This window comes from Paenibacillus sp. ALE3 (assembly GCF_054113405.1).
The window spans coordinates 5,075,171-5,095,666 of sequence record NZ_CM134214.1 but is presented as its reverse complement, the minus strand read 5'-3'; the positions used below and the strand labels follow the sequence as shown (position 1 = coordinate 5,095,666).

At 37.3% G+C, this 20,496-nt stretch carries 16 protein-coding genes; 12 read left to right on the top strand and 4 right to left on the bottom strand.

Annotation, left to right across the window (positions count from 1 at the left end; translation table 11 throughout):
• The first annotated feature begins 246 nt into the window (after positions 1–246).
• From ACXHJ2_RS22850 to ACXHJ2_RS22835, 4 genes are all read left to right on the top strand, one after another.
• Positions 247–3,345: a DNA/RNA non-specific endonuclease gene (locus ACXHJ2_RS22850; protein ID WP_165084475.1), complete on the top strand. Its 3,099-nt coding sequence runs from the start codon at positions 247–249 to the stop codon at positions 3,343–3,345.
• Positions 3,346–3,358: 13 nt separating this feature from the next.
• Complete coding sequence (locus ACXHJ2_RS22845; protein WP_165084473.1) at positions 3,359–3,829, top strand: DUF600 domain-containing protein; 471 nt, start codon at positions 3,359–3,361, stop codon at positions 3,827–3,829.
• A 216-nt stretch (positions 3,830–4,045) separates the two neighbouring features.
• Positions 4,046–4,249: a hypothetical protein gene (locus ACXHJ2_RS22840; protein WP_165084471.1), complete on the top strand. Its 204-nt coding sequence runs from the start codon at positions 4,046–4,048 to the stop codon at positions 4,247–4,249.
• Positions 4,250–4,269: 20 nt separating this feature from the next.
• Positions 4,270–4,512: a hypothetical protein gene (locus ACXHJ2_RS22835; RefSeq protein ID WP_238791805.1), complete on the top strand. Its 243-nt coding sequence runs from the start codon at positions 4,270–4,272 to the stop codon at positions 4,510–4,512.
• 658 nt (positions 4,513–5,170) lie between these two features.
• Here the strand turns inward: ACXHJ2_RS22835 and ACXHJ2_RS22830 are convergent.
• The gene (locus ACXHJ2_RS22830; protein ID WP_165084469.1) at positions 5,171–6,106 is read right to left on the bottom strand and encodes a hypothetical protein; all 936 of its coding nucleotides are present in this window, start codon (positions 6,104–6,106) and stop codon (positions 5,171–5,173) included.
• Between the two features lie 847 nt (positions 6,107–6,953).
• On the opposite strand from ACXHJ2_RS22830, the gene ACXHJ2_RS22825 reads away from it, so the two are divergent.
• From ACXHJ2_RS22825 to ACXHJ2_RS22810, 4 genes are all read left to right on the top strand, one after another.
• A complete protein-coding gene (locus ACXHJ2_RS22825) occupies positions 6,954–10,250 on the top strand; it encodes an S-layer homology domain-containing protein (RefSeq protein ID WP_165084467.1) in 3,297 nt (1,098 codons plus the stop codon).
• 321 nt (positions 10,251–10,571) lie between these two features.
• Positions 10,572–11,294, top strand: coding sequence for a hypothetical protein (locus ACXHJ2_RS22820; protein WP_165084466.1), 723 nt, complete (start codon positions 10,572–10,574; stop codon positions 11,292–11,294).
• A 372-nt stretch (positions 11,295–11,666) separates the two neighbouring features.
• The gene (locus ACXHJ2_RS22815) at positions 11,667–12,242 is read left to right on the top strand and encodes a Pycsar system effector family protein (RefSeq protein WP_165084464.1); all 576 of its coding nucleotides are present in this window, start codon (positions 11,667–11,669) and stop codon (positions 12,240–12,242) included.
• Positions 12,239–12,985, top strand: coding sequence for an adenylate/guanylate cyclase domain-containing protein (locus tag ACXHJ2_RS22810; protein ID WP_165084462.1), 747 nt, complete (start codon positions 12,239–12,241; stop codon positions 12,983–12,985). The genes ACXHJ2_RS22815 and ACXHJ2_RS22810 overlap by 4 nt, the downstream gene beginning before the upstream one ends.
• 195 nt (positions 12,986–13,180) lie before the next feature.
• Here the strand turns inward: ACXHJ2_RS22810 and ACXHJ2_RS22805 are convergent, their stop codons facing one another.
• The gene (locus tag ACXHJ2_RS22805) at positions 13,181–14,752 is read right to left on the bottom strand and encodes an Eco57I restriction-modification methylase domain-containing protein (RefSeq protein ID WP_165084460.1); all 1,572 of its coding nucleotides are present in this window, start codon (positions 14,750–14,752) and stop codon (positions 13,181–13,183) included.
• A gap of 101 nt (positions 14,753–14,853) precedes the next feature.
• Here ACXHJ2_RS22805 and ACXHJ2_RS22800 point away from each other — a divergent pair, with 101 nt between their 5' ends.
• Positions 14,854–15,792, top strand: a complete 939-nt coding sequence (locus ACXHJ2_RS22800) for a BsuBI/PstI family type II restriction endonuclease (RefSeq protein WP_165084458.1) — start codon at positions 14,854–14,856, stop codon at positions 15,790–15,792.
• A 365-nt stretch (positions 15,793–16,157) separates the two neighbouring features.
• Here ACXHJ2_RS22800 and ACXHJ2_RS22795 read toward each other — a convergent pair whose 3' ends face one another.
• Positions 16,158–16,874, bottom strand: coding sequence for a hypothetical protein (locus ACXHJ2_RS22795; RefSeq protein ID WP_165084456.1), 717 nt, complete (start codon positions 16,872–16,874; stop codon positions 16,158–16,160).
• A gap of 346 nt (positions 16,875–17,220) precedes the next feature.
• Between ACXHJ2_RS22795 and ACXHJ2_RS22790 the strand changes: the two genes are divergently transcribed.
• Both ACXHJ2_RS22790 and ACXHJ2_RS22785 read left to right on the top strand, forming a co-directional pair.
• A complete protein-coding gene (locus ACXHJ2_RS22790; protein ID WP_165084455.1) occupies positions 17,221–17,547 on the top strand; it encodes a hypothetical protein in 327 nt (108 codons plus the stop codon).
• Positions 17,548–17,616: 69 nt separating this feature from the next.
• Positions 17,617–18,615 carry a restriction endonuclease gene (locus ACXHJ2_RS22785; protein ID WP_165084453.1) on the top strand — a complete coding sequence of 333 codons (999 nt, stop codon included), beginning with the start codon at positions 17,617–17,619 and terminating at the stop codon, positions 18,613–18,615.
• Positions 18,616–18,788: 173 nt separating this feature from the next.
• Here ACXHJ2_RS22785 and ACXHJ2_RS22780 read toward each other — a convergent pair whose 3' ends face one another.
• Entirely contained in the window at positions 18,789–19,016 is a 228-nt protein-coding gene (locus ACXHJ2_RS22780) for an HTH-like domain-containing protein (RefSeq protein WP_165084451.1), read from the bottom strand.
• Positions 19,017–19,284: 268 nt separating this feature from the next.
• Here ACXHJ2_RS22780 and ACXHJ2_RS22775 point away from each other — a divergent pair, with 268 nt between their 5' ends.
• Positions 19,285–20,463: a hypothetical protein gene (locus ACXHJ2_RS22775; protein WP_165084449.1), complete on the top strand. Its 1,179-nt coding sequence runs from the start codon at positions 19,285–19,287 to the stop codon at positions 20,461–20,463.
• Positions 20,464–20,496: the final 33 nt, after the last annotated feature.

The following is a 20,496-nucleotide window of genomic DNA, read 5'->3' as shown; positions in this document are numbered from 1 at the left end:
ATTTCAAATTAATAATATATAATTTATTTCAAGACAAAGACGGCTTTGGGATAAAAAGTTAAAAAATGAACGGGGCTTTCTGTAAACAAAATCACTTATCTATCCGATACATACATAAGAATCATTTGCTGTTAAAAATAACCTCTTAAACTCGCGATCTGAATTGTATGGTAGCTACGAACACATATAAACACAAGGTAGCTGGCGAACGTGCCTTGTGTCGCTGGGAAGGAGATATGAAAGCATTTGGACGTACTGCAAAACGGAATAGGGTATGAAAGTCTACGCTTATACGGTCCTTTTCAACCTCAGCATATGGAACAATTGCGAATTACCAGGGCCGTTAACGATCATGTATTCCTATATGTGAGCGGCATGCTGTCGGAAGAACAGGGAGCCGCGTGCATTGGACAGGACATGGAGCAGGAACCGATTGTCATACGTCAGCTAGATGAGCAAGGGCAGTCGCTTAGACGTTTATTTCATGGATTAATTACACGCATGTCTGTGCACTGCATACGGGGAGTATACACTTTTGAACTGGAGGCGGCTTCGCATTCCTATCAAATGGATACCAAAACGAAAAGGCGCTCCTATCAGGATATTCACCGTACTTATGATGATCTAGTCACTACAACGGTTCGGAAGTACATGTATGGGGATGCCATTGATACGGTGACTAATTATGCTAAATTAGGTACTTTTGTTTTACAATATGAAGAAACCGATTGGGCCTTTTTAAAGCGTCTTGTCTCTCGCTTTGGTTCGGTACTTGTACCGGAGATCACGGCTGCATCACCTAAGATTTTCTTTGGAATGCCAGAAGGCAAGCAGTACAAGGTGGAACGAGATGTATTTTACAGGGTACGGAAAACATTTCATGAGTTAGATACAGGAAAACCAGGGAAACGTGTTGGCGCGTATGTCACCTATACGATTGAAAATCTGCAATACTATGCGCTGGGTGACTTGATTACGTTACCCATTGGACAAGGCAAAGAGCTGGTCGTTGTGAGGGCAGTGACAGAGTTAAAGGACGGTTTACTCCAAACTCGTTACGATCTCCAAGCCGAACAGGATATTCAGTATGCTCGGTATGAAAATGATCAAGCCATCGGGATTTCACTCACGGGAACGGTGTTGAAAGTACAACAGGATTTGGTACAACTTCAACTGGAAATTGATCCGAAGCAAGACCCAGCTAAAGCTTGTTGGTTTCCCGTAGCCACCCGTTATGTAGCGGAAGAGCATAGCGGCTGGTACGACATGCCTGAAATTGGGGAACAAGTGGAGCTGTATTTACCTACACACTGTGAACAGGAAGCCTATGTGACCGATTCCTTACGACAGCATCGCCACGCCAATGGACAACCAGATGTGAAGGTATGGAAACACGTACAAGGCAGCGGCATCGAAATGTCTGAGCAGGAGCTGATCCTGTCCACTTCCGATGGGTTTTCGATTACACTACATGAGGATACGGGCATCACTGTCAACAGTCCGGGGAATGTACAGATCCAGGGCGGTCATGTAAAGCTGGATGCAAGTCAGGAACTATCACTGGAAGCTGGAACTGCACTATATTTAAAAGGTGGAGCCAGCAGTATGGTGCTAGATGGTGAGACAGATACCAAAGCTCCAGTGATTTATCAGGAAGGTACGGTAAAAGCTCCAGTTTTCGTAGCTGATCTTCCTCCTGTACCTGAGCCTCCATTGATGAGTATTAAAGCCTATGAAGCGGCTCAAACTGCAGCAACAGCCAAAGCTCCATCCAGCAATACTCCTACCGCGAAAGTCACAAGTCCAGCGGCGCTTCAGCAGGCCAATGCTTTGCTGGGTACAGTATCCAAGCTATTAGGCTCTATTCCAGCAGTCGGGAAAGTAGCCAGTGTGATGTTGAATACATCGGGTGGAATAGCAGGTAAAGTGGCGGCAACGGTTTTACAAGTATCCGCAGCAATCCCTGTTCGGAGCAAAGGAACGCCTACCTTGGGAGCATCTAAAGAAGCGGGTGTACATCCGTTGAAACATTTGGCAGGTCTGGCGCTTCAAGGATTGATTAGTCAGTATGAGCATGAGCAAGCGAAACAAGCCTATTATAGCAAGTGGATTTTAGGCAAAGTATATACGAGTGCACGCCATGTGGCGCATTCCGGTGGCCCCCTAGAGTTCGTTCAAAACTTGCTGAAAGAATCGAATGCTATGACTCATGCCTATCAGCAAATTCCTGCGGATTTGAGACAACGCTGGAGGGCGAACTATGACAGTTACATGGCTCAACAGCCGAAGCCGAAGCAAGAGAAAGAATCTCAGTCATGGTGGGATCTTATGGCGGAAGTCCAGCTCCAGAATGCGGAAAATGAAGCCATTATGGCGAAGCAGATGGCGAACGAGTTGGAGTATGCCGCAGATGTGAGTGGAGAAGTTGTATTAGGAGCAGCAGCAGCGGTTGTAGAAGATTATTCGTTTGGATTAATGAATAAGGAATATACCTCAGATCATCCGATGGCGCGTAAAACAGGTGAAGTGATCGGACATTCTTTGACAACTGTAGCCGGAGCCGTAGAAACGGTTGGTGCTGTGACGGAAGGATTCTTAGGTGGTTTGGTAACAGCTTCAGGAGTAGGGGCACCTGTAGGCGTCCTTGCTATGGCACAATCTGTCGTTTTGGGAGCACATGGGACGGCGGTAACGTATACGGGAGCATCCAATAGTGTGGAAAGTGCTAAGGACCTTTATCTAATGTCTAAAAGCGAGGGTCCAAATAGTTCAACGTCGTCTAAACCATCTGGCGGAAAGCCAAGCAAGAGCGAAGGAACACCTGGCTCACAGAAACCGAGTAAACCCAACGAGAAGCCGTCCGGGACTAAGGGGAAGGATAAAGCTCCTAATAAGGCTTCTGCCGATAATCCATTTGATGATGCAGGGAAACTTAAACCGAATGTGAAGTATAAAGCTGGTGAGCATCAGTATGATTATGAAACAGATCATCTGGGTAGAATTGATAAATTTAGTACTGATGATTTAAAATTAACAACAAGAGAAGAACGTTTACCACATAATCCGAAAACGCCAGGCAAAGAGCCAGGCGACCATGCGGGTCATTTAGCAGGAGATAGATTTGGTGGTTCACCAGATCTGGACAATTTGGTTTCACAGTCTAGTAATATAAATTTAAGCCAATACAAAAAAATAGAGAACCAGTGGGCTAAAGCCTTGAAAAATGGAAAACAGGTGAAAGTCGACGCAGAAGTTAAATATGAGGGGGATAGTTTGCGACCGTCCGAATTTAATGTACAGTATGAAATAGATGGTGAGGTTTTCACCAAGAATTTATTGAATTGAAAAGGAGATTATTATGACTAAAGTTTTTGAAGATAGTTTTAGTGAATTACAAGCAGACATGGTTTCAATTTGTATGGAATATGTCAGAGATAAAGCTGAAAAAATCTTTATATATTGTTCATTTGAAGAAAGAGTTATTTCAAACGATTTTTTTTATTGTATCAACGGGAAAGCTGTTAAGAAGCATAAGCTTAATGATGCAGTAGATGCTATAACAGAAAATATGGCATATAATACCTCTGTAGAGCGTCAAAAGGCTGTTATGAATATTATTAATGATGATATTAAAAAAATATACAAGTTATGTAATGAATACAAAAGAGAAATGCCCACAGAGATTAAATTAGTTTATGATGTGAGGGAAAATAGCCTGAAAGCTGAGTATAAATATGATTTAGTATATTCCAATGATCCGGTTAAAACTGCTGATGACATTGCTATGGAGTGGTTTGAACAGATCGAAGCGGATTTTAACAATAAATAAACTTTTAATATATATATTTCACCTGGGTGTGCTAAAAATTTTGTGTAAATCAGTTTACAATCACAACAACAAGATGGTATAGACAGTATGACCAACAAACTAAACACTAAGAATCTTGGTAAACACACTTGATAAGCTTTAAAAGGTTCATTCCAACTTGAACGGTTAAGAGGAATGAACCTTTTTTGCATGTTTAATATAAGGGGGAAGCAAACAATGGCGGAACTTTATATGAATAAGCTTGAGGGAATATTTGGTCAGAAAGACGTTATACGAAAACCTTCAGATGGAAGTACGCCAATACATGTGTTCTTTTACTATGATTTACCTGAAGAAGGTATGCTAACAGCGGTGACGTATGGTTTATCTGATGGTGAATTTATAGGCTGGAAGAACGCGAAACCAGAACTAAGGGAGTAAAGGCATTCTCTTATGCAGATTTGTTTACTTTAGATGAACCTATATCACAAGAGTCTGATATGACAGGTTATTTTGTTTTTGCCTCTGCAATACTAGAAAAAGAAGACTCGGTGATTGAACTGCCCGATAAGACAACACAGTTAGTTGGGATGTACCCTTTGTACAAAGAGGAATTTAATCTAATGAAAAGAATAGGGATCAAAGATAAGATTTTTGGCATAACAAGGACTATGATATATACAGTGTTAATAGGATTAATCTAGCAAAGGCGAATATTTAAAAGCACTTAAAGGTGGAGAAAGGCTCCTCTAACGTCTAGAATAATTTTATGACTGTCTTCGAATTGGGCTACGTTTTGAGATGGCCGAAAGCAAAAACAGGGTGTACCTCTTTTCTTTTGTTGTAGAGATTGCATAGTAATGAAAAACATACTGTTTTAGAAAAATATAATGATGACAGATTAATTTTAATTCTGTTCGATAAAATTAAAAGTTGATATGGTGTGCTCCATTAAATTAGAAAAATAGCGACGGTACCGATGTTGGCATAGAGTGATGCTTTTGTCGGTATCGTCGCTTTTTTTGATTGGAAAAGGGACAGAGGAAAGACGTTTTATAGCTTTACGGTGAGTGGCAATAATTTATATTTACGAAGAAAAATGCAGTTTATAACTATTTATTCCGGTTTTTACCCGTTTAAGAGCAAATATATTACCGTCGTCATACTATTGACTCTTAGTTATCACATCAATAATTTAACATAATATAACTTTTAGATATTATCCCGGTACGTAGAATAAATTGTGTACAAGCCTATTACTGCTAATATAAGGATAATGTAAACAATAATTACGGGTAACCCGAACGCTACTCCATTACCCAATGCAATACCTATTTTTCTCATTATTTTTCGCCTCGTTTTTTATTGTTTATTCTTTTCAAATGGAAGATTAACGAACTGCTTAAACAGCGTTTTGGTCTGATCCGATTTTAAAAATTCAAGTATCAGCTGATGTTTTCCAAAAGCTAGCATAGCTAATATGAGATAGCGAATTAGTGTTACATTCCTGAAAGTGAAGCCACCTGGATAGAACCTATTAATCTGATGTACTATTTCCTTTATAACAGAGTTAACGGTGGGACTTTTGCTTACAGCCTCAATTTCATTCCAGTATTGTTGAATGCAATGGATGATTTCCAGAATGTTGTCATAGTCATCTTTTTCTGAACGTTGTATGGATTCTTTTATTGTTCGTAAGTTCAACCAGTCCAAGAACATATCGGCATCAGCAATAGTTTGAGTTGTAACATTTGGATTAGGTCTAGAGAAGAGCTTTAGCCCCTGACATGTCATACTACTACCTGCTGCTAACAGTTGTACAAGACTGAGGATATTTCGGAAAGATTCTTTCTCTGCCTCCTGTTGTTGTTGGAATTCTTTTAGATCTTGATTTGAAGGCCTTCCTGGTTTTTTCTTGGGTACAGATTCTTCAATCATCTCATTCAAAATGTAATCTGCGAATTCTGGATCTTTAGTCTTGTTATTGACCTCGGTGAACTTATCCTCAATTTCAAGTGCAAAATTATAAACCGCATCCTTTAGCTTATGCCATGAAATATTGTACCCTCGCCAAAACAGTGTGAATATAATGTGTTTTTGATTTATCCCCTTCAAGCTTTGAATCTCCTTTAAAATGTCCAAGGACTCCTCAGTAAAGTGCGACAGAGTTCCTTTGGCTCGGCCTCTCCCTTTTGTATCAGAGCATATTAAACCTAAGTTGATATAGCGGTTTAACTTACTCTCTGTGATTGGTAGATTTTTTAATTGAGCTTTTGTAATTAACTCTTTTTTATCCATAGTCGACCTCCTTATAGCACAATATTAGATCCTAATTAATGTGAAAACTATAGCACTTCCATGCATAAATGTAAGTAGGACTTTCCATACAAGGAAGATGAAGGGGATGTAAATTTGAAAAGTAGAATTCCACTTTCGAGATTTGTGCAAAGTATAAAGCTGTATTTCCGTATTTTTCTAGAAGAAGGCGACGATTTCGACTTTGTCGTAGGGTGACGCTTTCGTCGGTATCGTCGCTAAACAATATTGATAGATATTGAATAATTTACAATATTAAAACGGAAGGGATTTGAACTAGCATGGTGAAAAGTACTGGAAATGACTACAGAAAAGGAGCTGTAAGAGATAGATCTCAAACTTACAATCCTAAAAATGACACGTGGGTCAAAAGGGATGCAAGTAACGGAAGATTTCTAGAAGCTAAAACGTCTGATAACAATCCTTTTAAGGGAGTTAGGAAGGAAAAGTAACTTTTTAATAGAGGGTTAGTAATTTTATATGTGTGGAGTACAGAGAGTAGTTTGTATTTTTTCATTCTAAGCAAAATCAATTTAACTGATTGGTACGCTGATTCAAATAAAAGCAGCGGTTGAAACAGAAGTCATTCTGTCTTGACCGCTGCTTTTTTTAGCTGATCTAGTTTGGGTTTTGTCTATGTGATTTTAGAGTTGAGGCTATTTTATATTTGTTCAATTTTGAATTTATTATCTTCCTTTGAAAAAAACAAATATACCGACATGAAACGACAAATTTTTCATTAGGCAAATGGTATTATTACTTTTGTCTCATTTCGTAAAATTGGGGTGTACTTGAATAGGTCTTATTGATTAATTGGGGAGAGTGGAATATGAAGAAAGTAGGTATGTTGATTTTTTCCTTGCTACTAATTCTAGCACAACCAGGATTTGCACAGGCTGCAACCAGTGGAAAAGAAGAATTAGAGAATCACTGGGCAGGTTCATTAATGAACGAGTGGCTAACCAAAGGGATCTTAAAAGGATACGAAAATGGCAAAGTATATCCTGATCGTCAAGTTACAAGGGCAGAGTTTATAACCATACTACATAAGGGGTTTGATGGCCAAAATACTTATGATGTAGCGGAACAGAAAAGCAAGTTTAGCGATGTGAAGGAGAGCAATTGGTATTACAAGGATGTGTTGAAGGCTGTTGACGAGGGATTTATTAAAGGATATCCCAACAACACGTTTCAACCGAATAAGACTCTGACTCGTCAAGAGGCTGCTGTTATTTTAGCGAACAAGTTGCACCTGAAAGCAGACGATTTAAATCTTTTGAAAGAATATAAGGATTCAAATACTGTAGCTGAATGGGCTAATACTAGCTTTTCCGGTGTCTTAAAACATTCCATACTGCAAGGTTACCCTGATAAGACGCTGATGCCTAAAAACCAGTTAACACGTGCAGAGGCGGTAACCTTACTAGATAAGGCTATTAAATTTGAGGCGTCCAATAAAACTGTAACGATTCCTCCTATTAATTCAGATAGTAGTACAGATATAGAACAGAATGAAAGTACTCAAACGGGTGGCAGTACTACAAGTAATACGGATACAGATAAAAAATCAAAGAAAAATAAAATTGATACAAAACTGGATTCTGATAAGGATGGTTTGTCTGACTATAAAGAAGAAATGATAGGTACAGATAAACTCAAACCAGATACAGATGGGGACGGTTTAACTGATGGTCAAGAAGTAAACCTAATCGGCACTAATCCATTAAAAATTGATACCGATGGAAATGGCGTGAATGATGGTGATGAGGATAGCGACGGAGATGGCTTAACGAACGCGGAAGAGATAAAACTTGGAACTAATCCTGGCAACAAGGATACTGATTTCGACGGTTGGGATGATGCCTACGAGTTAAAGAAAGGTACAAATCCACTAGAGGCTGATTCAGATCACGATGGGTTAAAGGATTCTATCGAGGAAAAATTTAAAATGGACCCTCTTAATCCCGACACAAACGGTAATGGCATTAAGGATGGAGACGAATCCGTTGTATATAAAACTGAGATAAACTCCATTGAACGTGACTCAAATGTTACCCCTTCAGTAAAAATTACTTCTGATGCCAAAGAGGCAACTTCTACAGTAATTACAAATGTGTATGGAATGGACGCCTTTATTGATAAGGATATTCCGGGGTATATTGGTGCGCCTTTTGAGTTCACGACAGATGTCAAATTTGCTACTGCCGCTATCACATTTGAGTATGATCCGAGCTTGGAGTCAGATGATTTCCGTCCGGAAATATTTTACTACAATAAAGAGAAGCAGCTCTTGGAAAAAGTAGAGAATCAAACGTATGATCCGAGTACCCATTCAGTAACAGCGATTGTTCCTCATTTTAGCACCTATATTTTGTTAAACGGTAAGGCATGGGATGCAGCTTGGGCAAAGGAAATTAGATTACCTAAAAAAGACCCTTCAACGGGGCGTGAGCGTAAAGTTGATGTCGTGTTTAGTATTGACACTTCGGGAAGTATGGCCTGGAATGATCCAAAGAAGATGAGATTGCAAGCAGTTAGTAATTTTGTAAGTAAGCTGGAAGAGGATGATAGAGCAGCGATTTATCAGTTCGATGATGATTCTGTTCAAAGAATTGCTTTGACCTCTGATAAGCAGTCAGTACAGGATGCTGTGTATAAGGTAAGTGGGGATGGAGGGACTAATATTTACTCTGCTTTAGATTCTGCATTAGTAGAGCTAGAGCAAAATGGAGAAGACAACCATGATAAGTTTATTGTTCTGTTAACCGATGGACAAGGAAACGTGGATAATTATTATATTGATGATGCGTTACAAAAGGCAAAAAGCGAGAAAATTTCTGTTTATACAATTGGTCTAGGCGAATCTATTGATGAGAGAATGCTTAAACGTATTGCGTCAGAGACCGGAGGTTCATATTTCCATGCTACAACAGCAGAATCGATTGACTTAGCGTATGAACATGTAGCGGACGAAACAATTGACGCCTCATTAGTATTGGACAGTGATAAAGATGGAATCCCTGATTATTTTGAAATTAATGGTGTTCGTCTAAGTAATGGAAAAATACTATATAGATTATATCCAGATAATGATGGTAACTTGTACGGATTAGATCCTAATAATGCTGATACAGATGGGGATGGAATCCCCGATGGAGAAGAGCTAATCCTAGCTTCTAAAAATTATGATCAAGACCCTGTTTATTTTACATTGATTTCAGATCCAACAAAAAGGGACTCCGATGGAGATGGCATAAGTGATACAGTTGATCCTCAACCTCTTATTTATAATGTGACAGAACGCCATAATGTCATGGTTAGTGAACTTAGTTATGTAAACTTAGAATTTATACAAAATAGAGAGTTCGGCGGACCACTAGAAGAAGTTATAAAAACCAAATTTAATGATAGCGATGTTCGCCTTGATAAAGAATTGGAAGGGTGGAAGATCGTTAAGGCTTATGACAGTAAATGGTACGACCTTAGCTTTGGAGCTGTAGCTTTGAAAAAGGGGAATAACATCATTATTGCATTCAGGGGAACTGAACTTGAGAGTGGCTTTGGAAACGGTGCAATGGATGGTATTAATGATTTAACTATATTTTTAAAAAATGATAATTTTCAAACAAGTAAGGCCGAAGGATTCGTGGCAAATGTAATTGAAGAATATCCAAATGCGGATATCTATATCACGGGTCATTCATTGGGTGGTTTTTTAGCAAGTGTTTTATCTTACGAATTAGCTTCATTGGACCTAACAAGTATGTATGGTGACCGAGATGCATATAAAGTATTCAAAAAAAATAATTACCAATTTACTAAGGGAAGAACTTTTAACGCTGCCCCATACTTTGTTAGTGGATACTCTATAGATTTTGTAAGGAAGTGGGGACTGGATATTTTCACTCCGTTTACAGATAGCCCGGTTCCGCCATTAGCATTATTGAGTGATGAATATAATGATAGAATCGAAAATTATACAACAGAAGGTGAATTTTTAAGTCTCCTTAAGGAATATGCTTTTGGTTTGCGTTTGGGGAAAGTATTCGAACCATTCCCAAGTAGTGGCGATATGATGGAGAGGCATTCAATTTCTAAGTTTTATGAGCACTTTCCACTTAATTAAATTGAAATAAAACGTGACAATACAAAAAGGTTACTTTTCCTTTCTTGAATGGAGTGAATATGTTGAGGCCTAAAATGAGGGAAATAGAGATATCTACTGATCAGCAATTGCAAAATTGTATGGATTCAAAGATAACCGTTCAACTTTATCTGTGCGGTGAACTTGACTATACAGGAACCGTCGTTGGGTTTTCTGCTGATTCTATAGAAACAGAATGTGGACTTTATTTAAGAGAGAACTGCATAGTGAAAACAAAAAAAAACTACTTAAAGTTGTTAAAGTACTAGTTTTTAAATATTACGATTATGGAGCTGATTATTCATGTCAAACTTATGTACAACGCTTACTGAAATTTTGCGCAGTATTGAAAAATATCCTAGCATTCATAATAATATTGGTAAGTTATGGAAAGATATTTTTCAACTTCAAAACAAGCCCGACTTTGAAGTGTATATAAAAGATGCGGAATTCAGGTCGTTAATTTATAAAGCAAGGCTTGAGGCAGAAGAATATGGTGGAAAAGAAAGAAATCCGTTTCTAAAGCATTTTGATACATTTATAAAAATTTTTCAGGATTTGAGTTTGCAGAGTAGTGTCCAAAAAATCAAACAGGACGAATTTAGCAATGCCTTGGTAGGCATTGAGTCATGCGCTTTTGCTCTTCAAAAGTCTGATCCTCAGCCAGATGTTAGTAAGGAAGAGTTAGAAGAGTTCATTGTTGAAATTGAAGAACTATTTCAACAAGCTGACAAAATAGATTTTCCAAGTGAATTGAAGATTCAAATACTAGATAACATACACTTTATAAAAAAGGTGGTTGTTGATTTTAAGATTAATGGTTCTAAAGATATTAGGAGAGCAATTGAAGCTAATATGGGACAAATACTTTTGAATCACAAGACGATGAGTGAGACTAAAGGTGGGGCAGAGTATATTAGTGCAGCAATTGGCCTTATGAGCAAGATAAATACATTGTTCTCCTTTTATCATAATAGTCAGGGGCTCTATTCAGGTGCAGTACAATTTTTTAAATCTTTAACCTAGAAAATGAATCAATAGTGAAATTTTCCGTTGAGTGATAAACAAAGAGACTAGAGCTCTGTTTTCATTGTAAACGAGTCAAATTAAACAGGTCCAAATAAGAGCGGCGGTTGAAACAGAAGTAAATTCTGTCTTAATCGCTGTTGTCTTTATTATCCAATTTTAAGCTTGCTTCTCTCTGAAAAAAACAAGCAAACCGACATAAAACGACAAAATTTTAATTGGGTCTATGGTATTATTACCTTTGTTTTGCCCTACATTTGAACAGTTCTTTAGAAGCTAATTATACTTGGGATTACAGAGAAGGAAGATACGAGAAACTCTTATCTGTTTATTCTCAATTGTATTTAAAATAACTGATGGGAGGAACGATAGATGGAATCCGAAAACTATGTTAACAGGACTGACCTACTTGCTCGTTTGGATCGCCTTTTAGATTGGATTAAGAGTTGTGATACTAAAGCCTCTATAGTTATCGCTGGTATAGGGCTATTTCTCACTTTGTTCACTTCAGAAAACTTCTTTAGTATATTGAAAGCAATCTTAACCGGAGCGTTTAGTCATTTAAATTTTTCTAACTTACTTTTTTTAATTTGCTTTGCGCTCGCATTCTCACTCTTTGTATATGGTTCCTATTGTTTAATCAGGGTTCTTGCACCTAGACTGAGTAGCGATGTTGAAATTATGGAGGGTATGCACACTGATTCATTATACTTTTTTGAAAGTATATCTAAAAATAACTTTAGAGAATTTGCAGAAAAGGTACGAGGAAGAAACGAAGCTGATGATATTAATGACATTCTATCTCAGTTATATATAAATGCCAAAATATGCACTGTCAAGTACACGTATTACAGCAAAGGTATTAGGTATGGAGCAATCGGTTTATCAACGTTATTAATACTTTTTATCTTGGGGGTAATTTTATCTAAAGCGGGAGGGTTCCAATGAATTTTAATGGTTACGATTATAGAGAGCGTAAAAAGAAAATAGAGGAAATTTTAGACAATACGGATGAGGTTAAGGAAGTGGATAAATTTCCGAGGGATGCTGACTTCACTTATACTAACGGATATCAGGCTTGGGCAGGTGCTATTTTCGTTGATTTACGGGATTCAACTTCGTTATTCTCAAAGCAGGATTACGAAGTTGAGATTTCTAAAGTCATAAGGGGGTTCACTTCCGAAATTATAGAAATACTCAGAAAAGATACAGATGATACAGAACTTAAAGAAATAGGCATACGCGGTGATTGTGTATATGCTGTATATTCGACTCCGAGCATTGATGACATTTACGACATATCCAATCGTGCTTGTTATATAAACACATATATGAAAATGTTGAACAAATTGCTGGAAGCTCGTGCTCTGCCCACAATTAAAATAGGGATAGGAATGGCCACAAAAAAAACTTTAGCTGTTAAAGCAGGTCGAAAATCTTCTGGTATTCATAATTTAGTTTGGATTGGGGAGTCTGTAGCTAAAGCTTCTAAGCTCTCAGATCTTGGCAACAAGGATGGAATTGGCCCTATTATTATGTCCAGTACATTTCATCATAACTATACGAAAAAAGCAACAGACAAAGAAAAAGGATTTTGGACAAAAGAAGAAGATTCAAAATACGGGGTCTATTACCACGGCAACGTAATTATTACTGATTTTGATAATTGGATATCTAGTGGTATGCAGTAATTTCCTTAATAATTCAGATAGATTCGATTATAAGAGCGCATTTAATTTAACTAACAATCGATAGTTATTCTCCGTGGGATTCAGATGCTTGGCTACATGAATTGGCTAACTTGGAGCTTGGTCCAGTATGAATAAGACCTCAAAAATAAAATAAGCTACTCGCAAAGAGTAGCTTTCCTGTTTTTTCTACATATTTTATTCATTCGTGTGAAAACATATCTCATCTACCAATTGATCGATGACTTGCTGGTTTGGTAGCTGTCCATCATAAGTGCTTCCAAGTCTACATAATTGGATATAGGAAGGGTATCTAATCATTCTTAAGTCAGTAGCATTAACCTGTGTGTTACCGCTGAACTGCCTAAAGTAGCGATCAACCAGTGTGGAGTTCAAGTATATTGAAAGCCCTTTGGCAAATATCAAATCGAGCCCGGCTCCATTGTTATGGTAAAAATTTATTTTATTCTCAAAGGCAACAAGAGTGTTCCTTTTCTCGTATAAAGCTGCAACGACCCTTCTTGGTTCCTCTTTTGAGGTCATTCTTTTCACAACTACATAATTGCCGTCGGGACGTAATCGTGAAGCGTTCTTTTCAGTTGGCAATAAAGCATTATACTTTTTTACATTCAATCTAGGCCATCTTACATAGCCTTGGCCTTGACTGAAATGTTCAGGATATATTAATGGTACGGTATCATACGTATGTTCTTTGAATAGAGTATCTTTAGGTTCTCTAAAGTCTACTATTGGCCCAGTAGATAAAGAAATTTTCAGATCAGTTAATTTACTGGGTAGAGACTCCATTCTAGTCTTAATTTCATTGTCGTCGTTATCCTTTACTATTCTAAATATCGACAGTGGGTCATCAGGTAGTACCAACTCATTAAATGTTACTTGATTTGTTTGAATCTCAGAAATGTTATGGTTTTCGCTAAACGTTAGTGTAACTAGGCTATTGGGTCGAGGGCGTTGCCTGATTGCATGATAGATTACACTCTCCTGTAACACGTCTTCCCCAGTAAATACTTTGGAGCGAGATTCAAACAAGTGAAAGTGATTTATAACAGTATTATTTATTAAATCTTTTCTAAAATTTTTAAAATACTGCCCATTACAAAAACTTCTAGGAGTTATGGCAACAAACTCTCCTTTAGGAACAAGCCATCTCAGAACCAGCGAAACGAATGCTGCATAATAATTAGATACATCAATTCCCATGGATAATAACAGTTTATTTTCTAATGAATCATTAGAAACCTTTTTATAGGGTGGATTCAATATAGCTAGATCAAATTGATCTGACTTTTTAACAAGAGGAAGTAGAGAAACACTTTGGTGTATGAAGTTCTCTTGAATAATTTGACTGCTAAATCTAATACCACATTCAGAACAAAGCTCATGACAAACACTGTATGTCTCTTGAAGTGAGGGAATCAGTTCGATATCAATCTCATAAGCTATAAGTTCAATTTCAGTAGGTGGTTGTTTCCATGAACATATCTCCTGAACAACAGCTGCTCCGAGTACTCCCATGCCAGCACCTGCATCTAGGATTCTTATATTTTTCTTGCGACGGGTTTTAAATAAACCAGCCATAAAAAGCGCAGTCGGTACATCCGTGAAAAACTGCTCAAATGCTTCTTTATTATTGTCTTTTATACGAGTTCTTGTGGAAGTCATAATGTTAGTAATTAACTTAGAAAAATCAATAGGGTGAATGGCCTCAGCATTGAAGACCATTTCACCCCCTTGGATTAAAAGCCCCATATACAGCAACTCCTTGGAATGAAAATATTGACAATCATAAAAAATCATGAGAGTATATAACTGCAACGTTGCAGTTTAAGTGGAAGTAAGGAGAATCTTATATGACATTAAATATGGAAATAGTAAAAGAAATACTTAAAAAGGTTGGGTTCCCAGAACAGAATTGTACTGACACTACAGCAATATGCGTTCTTGCTCTCCAAGATCAGACCCCGCGAAAAGGACTTATACTGGGACATAAGAGTTTATCGGAAGGTGCAAGAATAACAGATATTTTAGAATTTGCAAGAAACGATTTGAACAAGAATTATGCCGAAAATACTCGTGAGACTATAAGGAAACATAGTCTAAAATATCTTGTGGATTTTGGATTAGTACATGTTAATAAGGATGACCCAACAAGACCAGTAAATTCAGGTAACACGAATTATACCTTAGTGGATGAGTTTGCTGAATTACTAACTATTTATAATGATCCTAATTTATTCTCATCTAAAATGCAGGGGTTTGTCAATGTGGCAGCAATTAATAGAAGAAACTACCTAGAAAGCTTAGAGAAACACAAAGTCCAGATCAGTGTTCCCTTTAGGACTTGCGATCCTCTAACACTTTCACCTGGTGACCATAACATTATAGAAAAGCTTATTGTTGATGAGTTATTTAAAGAGGACAACCGTAAGACTCATCTAGTTTATTTAGGTGATACTAAAAATAAAAAGAGACATATAGATCCTTATTTGGTTGAAAAAATTGGGATATCAATTGATGAACATGCCAAATTACCCGATGTTATCGGTTTTGATGAAGTAAATAATGACGTTTTGATTTTTGAAGCAGTGGCATCATCTGGGCCCGTAGACTTTTTAAGAAAGAAGGAACTGGAAGTTTTATTTGCGCAATGTCCCTTTCCATTGATTATGAATACGGTTTTTTTAAAACGCAGAGTATTTCAAAAATTTTCAACTAATATAGCTCCTGATACGAGTGCGTACGTAATTGAAAGTAAATTAAAGATAAGCTATGAAGCTTATGACATTTAGGGCGTGAGTAAACTTTTAATTATCGGAGGAAGTTACAAAATTTGGTGAAATTGAAGGTTTGTTTATTTCTTCGACGGATTTAAAAGCAATGTCCAAAAAGAAATGGCAAGTAGTTTTTTTCGTGTCAGGTTATGGACACAAAGGAGGCCTTGTTTAAGCACTATGACAAACTAGATGAGGAAATAAGGGGAGAGTTACCTTTAAAACGTATACGGTCTATTGCTGTTGCAGAGGATAACTGATTCTATATCTTCATCGGACTAAAACGATGCTCTTTCATTTTTTTAGGCATGATGAGGGTATAGCTAATCAGTAATATTCTGAGGTTAAACAAAGTGATCTGTTTAACCTCAGAATATTTGCTTTTATGGCTTGTCATATGTTCTATAGAGGAAATGATCTAGAAAAAAGTAGTTACTCACCTTTTTCCATAAAAAGTGGTAATCTTTTATCAAACTCAATGCTTTAAATGTATTATTTCTTGAAAAGTATGTTAGTTCTGTTCCAGATTTATATATTGTATTATGACGGAAGTCAAAATCCTTTGTTCCTTGCGAGTATGTTTTTTGATTCACATAGTGAGGATTGTCGGTACCCATTAAGAAGTATCCCATTCGATATTGCCTTGAGTTCTGTACATATTCCTCTAAGTTCTTAAGGTCACAAAAAACTGCATATCGATTTTTAGGTTCTCTAAGTCCCTCTTTAAGGAAGTATTTTAATTCAATAGCACATGTAGTCACCTTAGATGTACTACCATACCACTCTAAAGTAATATCAATCTTTGATCTGCTTGAATCACTCTTTGAAAGAATGGATTTAGTCTTGAAAGGAGTCTCGAGGTTGATTTTTAGATGGTGGCCAATGCCAAACTCGAATAACTCTCCAACTCTTTTCAAGATATAAGAAAAATGAAGCTGTAGGTCTGCCTCATTGTTAATCTCTACCTTGTAATGATCAATTTGTCCGAATAGGATATCTCGACTCATTGTAATAATTTGCTTTAGCATCTCAACTTCACGAAGTCCATTGTAGCTATAAGAAGGTATTGCTTTTAAGTCAGGGTTATACATAAGAATCAACACTGCCTTCATTTTTAATTTTATTATAACAAGAAAAGATATGAAAAAGCTGTATTAAGAACTAAAAATGGTTTGCAATGTGGCCATTCACGTTGAACAAAGCAGGCTCGTTTTTTCGATGGTTCTTATTAAATTTACTTTTTCAGGGTGTTCCTTAGGTCTCAAATAAAACTCTGCATATGGAATGTACAGTTTGCTTTAGGGTAACTCCCGAATCGATCGAGAGACAATCATCACATAACTCTACATTGATAACTTGGCAATGATACGGTCTTTGTTTTTCATATAGATGACTCACAATCAAGTTGGTATAATAAAAATATCTGATCGATGAGGGGGTTAGTTTGTGTCTTCAATACAATTTGACCGTGCTAAGACTTCTGTTGGTCTATCTAATTTTGTATTATTTTTTGACGACTATCAAGACTTTTATAGGCAGCACATATCGTCTATTCATATAGATACAAGAAAACTTGCCCAGAAGTTATTAGACAATAATCCAAGAGCTAGATCTTTGGGTGCCCAGAAGACTAGGGTTGGTTATGCGGTCGAAATTTTTAAGAACAAGTGGGAAAAGGACATGTTACAAGCCGTAATTGAATCTAACCATTCAGAAATTACAGAAGAAATAAAAAATAGAGCACAAGAGTTAATAAGATCACTAAACCAATAATCCTGGCAGAATTAAATTTTGATTATCGTGGAAACCAATCAAATTGTAAATACTTTAGGAGGGGACTTAATGGAGAAATGGTGGATGGTAAGGGCAGGAGACAACAATGAGTTGGTACCTGAGTGGCTAGAAAAACAGGTTGCAACAATTGGCTGGAGTTCTCTTGGGGATCCAATGCAATTCCTGAGTAGAGATAAGCTGATTGAGAAGACGCATGTTGTATATTCTAAGGAAAAGCCTAAAGCACGTATTGGGTGGGGACACCAAGTATGGAAGTTCAGCAGAGAAATATCCGTTAACGACAACATAATTACCTATTCAAAAGAAAAACGAGAATACATAATAGGAAAAGTAAACAAGCCTTACTTATATGACCCAACGATGGTCAATGATTACTATCCAAATGTGATTGGAGTTAAGTGGGAATCCAAACATATCCCGCGTGATCAATTATCTCAAGGAGCTAAAAACTCCCTTGGGGGAATATCCACTGTGTTTCGTGTTGATACCTGGGGTGATGAATTTGAGCGCTTACTGTCGGAAGATTCAGTAGTCTCAACCTTTCCAACGGTGTTATCTAATGCAGTGAATAATGTATACATTGATAATTCGGATTTTATCCAGCAAGCAATAACATTGTTAGAAGATGCAATAGATGGACTTGGTGAATGGCAAATGCAGGATTTGTTTGGAGGTTTACTTGAAGGTATGGGTTATCAAGTCCGAGTTAGCCCCAAGGGCCCCGACGGTGGTGTTGATATTATTGCGCACCGGGATGCATTTGGATTTGAAAAACCGATAATAAAAGTTCAAGTGAAGCACCGTAAGGCATCTGCTGGTAGTCCGGAAATCCAACAACTACTAGGTTCTAACCCTATGGGGGCAAGCAGTTTGTTTGTATCTACTGGTGGCTTTACCTCGCAAGCCAAGAATGTTGCCAAACAGCATGGTGTAAAACTTGTAGACCTATCTGAATTAGTTGAATTGGTCGGGGAGTGGTATGAAAAAATGTCATCAGAGAGGCAGTCTTTATTACCCTTAAAAAAGGTATATATCCCGAATGCATAATAATAATAATAATGTAGCGTAATAGGCAATGAAGTTAAGCTACTTCCCCAAATATTCTCAATAATACAACACGTCGAATTGTGGATTTATCGTGCCATGGTTCAGATGTTAGAACCCTTGTCCAATCAAAACCACAATGGTTAATGTTGGACAGGGGCTTTTCATACCAATGATTAATCCTTTGGAACCACATATTCTGACAATTTTATTCCTTTACTAACTTCGGTCGCATATGAATTGTTTATACCAGAAGTTGCTACAATTTCCTTTACACTATAATTGTTTCTTTGTATGACATCCGCATACTTAACACCGAATAAATGTATTTTAGCAACTTGTTTTCCGTGAGGTGCCTTATTATACATGTCACTTAGAATTCTCCCTAACTCTTGAACATTCAAGTGAAGTCCCCCCATTTCGATTTTAATTATATCAATTGTATTTCTGTGGGGTCCAAGATAAATCCTGCTACGAGCTTGATTCAAAGTAAGATTAAAAAGGGGATGGACTTTATTTGTAAAGCTCTCGTCAGGACGCTTCCTCAAGCAATCTAAGTATCACACCACGTCGAATTGTGGACTGGTGAGCTGATAATATATCTATATTTCAAATTTTCACTCCTTATCTTATTCTTGTTTAAAAGTGAAATGATAAAAAGGGAGATTGTTTATGACAGTTATAGCAATGTATCGTTTTGACGACTCTGCTATTTTCGTATCAGATTTTAGGACGACTCTTGGTGATGGGACGCAATATGATGTTATGTTGAAGTTTATAGACTACGATAAAAGGTTAGGCCTTTTCCTTTCGGGTGATGTAGGATTCTGGAAGTCTGTCCTTCCAAAGGTCGAAAATAGATTAAGTGAGATTACTTTAGGTAATATAGACGATCCTGATGGTCCGTTTAGGGAGGAATTAAGGTTTGGTGCATATACTGGTCTAGAGAGAAGTAGAGCTCGTGCTTTAGGATTCATTATCGAGGGTAAAAATAATCGTATATTTCAAGTGGATTTGACTCCAGGTGGTGCGGCTATTTGGGAAGAGATTCCTCAATACAGTGGAGTTGTTATTGGCTCAGGAGGACATCTGTATCGAATTCAAGCTCGAATCGAAAATGCAGCTCGCCACACTGTCATGAACTTTGGTATGGATTACTATCGTATTGCTGACAGTGTAAGAAGGGAAATTGGAGATTGCATGCGAGATGCTGGTGCTGGTTCTTATATGAAACTTGGAGTTTCTCCCTATATGTGTTTATCTAGTCTTGTTGGTGGGCATTTTATGATTCGCGGAGAAGAGGTCGAGGGGACTCAATATGATACAGATGGACCTTCGCGCCCATTTTCCTATCAATTTATACGAAAAACAGATCATACCCTTGTCCTTCGAGATCTTATTGAAGGGGTGGAGCACAAGGTTTATAACTTTAATACTTCCGATGATGTTGACAACTATGAAGTGTTTGACCCCGAAAGGAAAACACTACCGTCTTTCGATATAACAGAGACCCTTTCGGAAAAGGATCATGTATTTCTCTTTCATCAATGGGTTACATATTATAAAGAAGATGAAATGTATAATGTATATCGTAGTGTAAAGAAAATTGAATTTATTGAAGTGCCAGGAAGAAGGAAAATCCAAAAGGGGTCTGCTCCGATTATTTCCCACCGGGATTTCCCTTCTCCAATTGGTGAGAGATATATAGATTGTAGGGATGTGTACATTGAGTTGAATCCGGACAAGGAGGAAGAATTCGAAAAAGATATGGATGAATCACTTCTGTTCGATGATTCCTGGTTAGCTAATCATATTTTTAATTATTACTCAACTTTTTTAGGGGAAATGTGAACCAACAAAACATCTTTTAAGCAAAAGAACTGG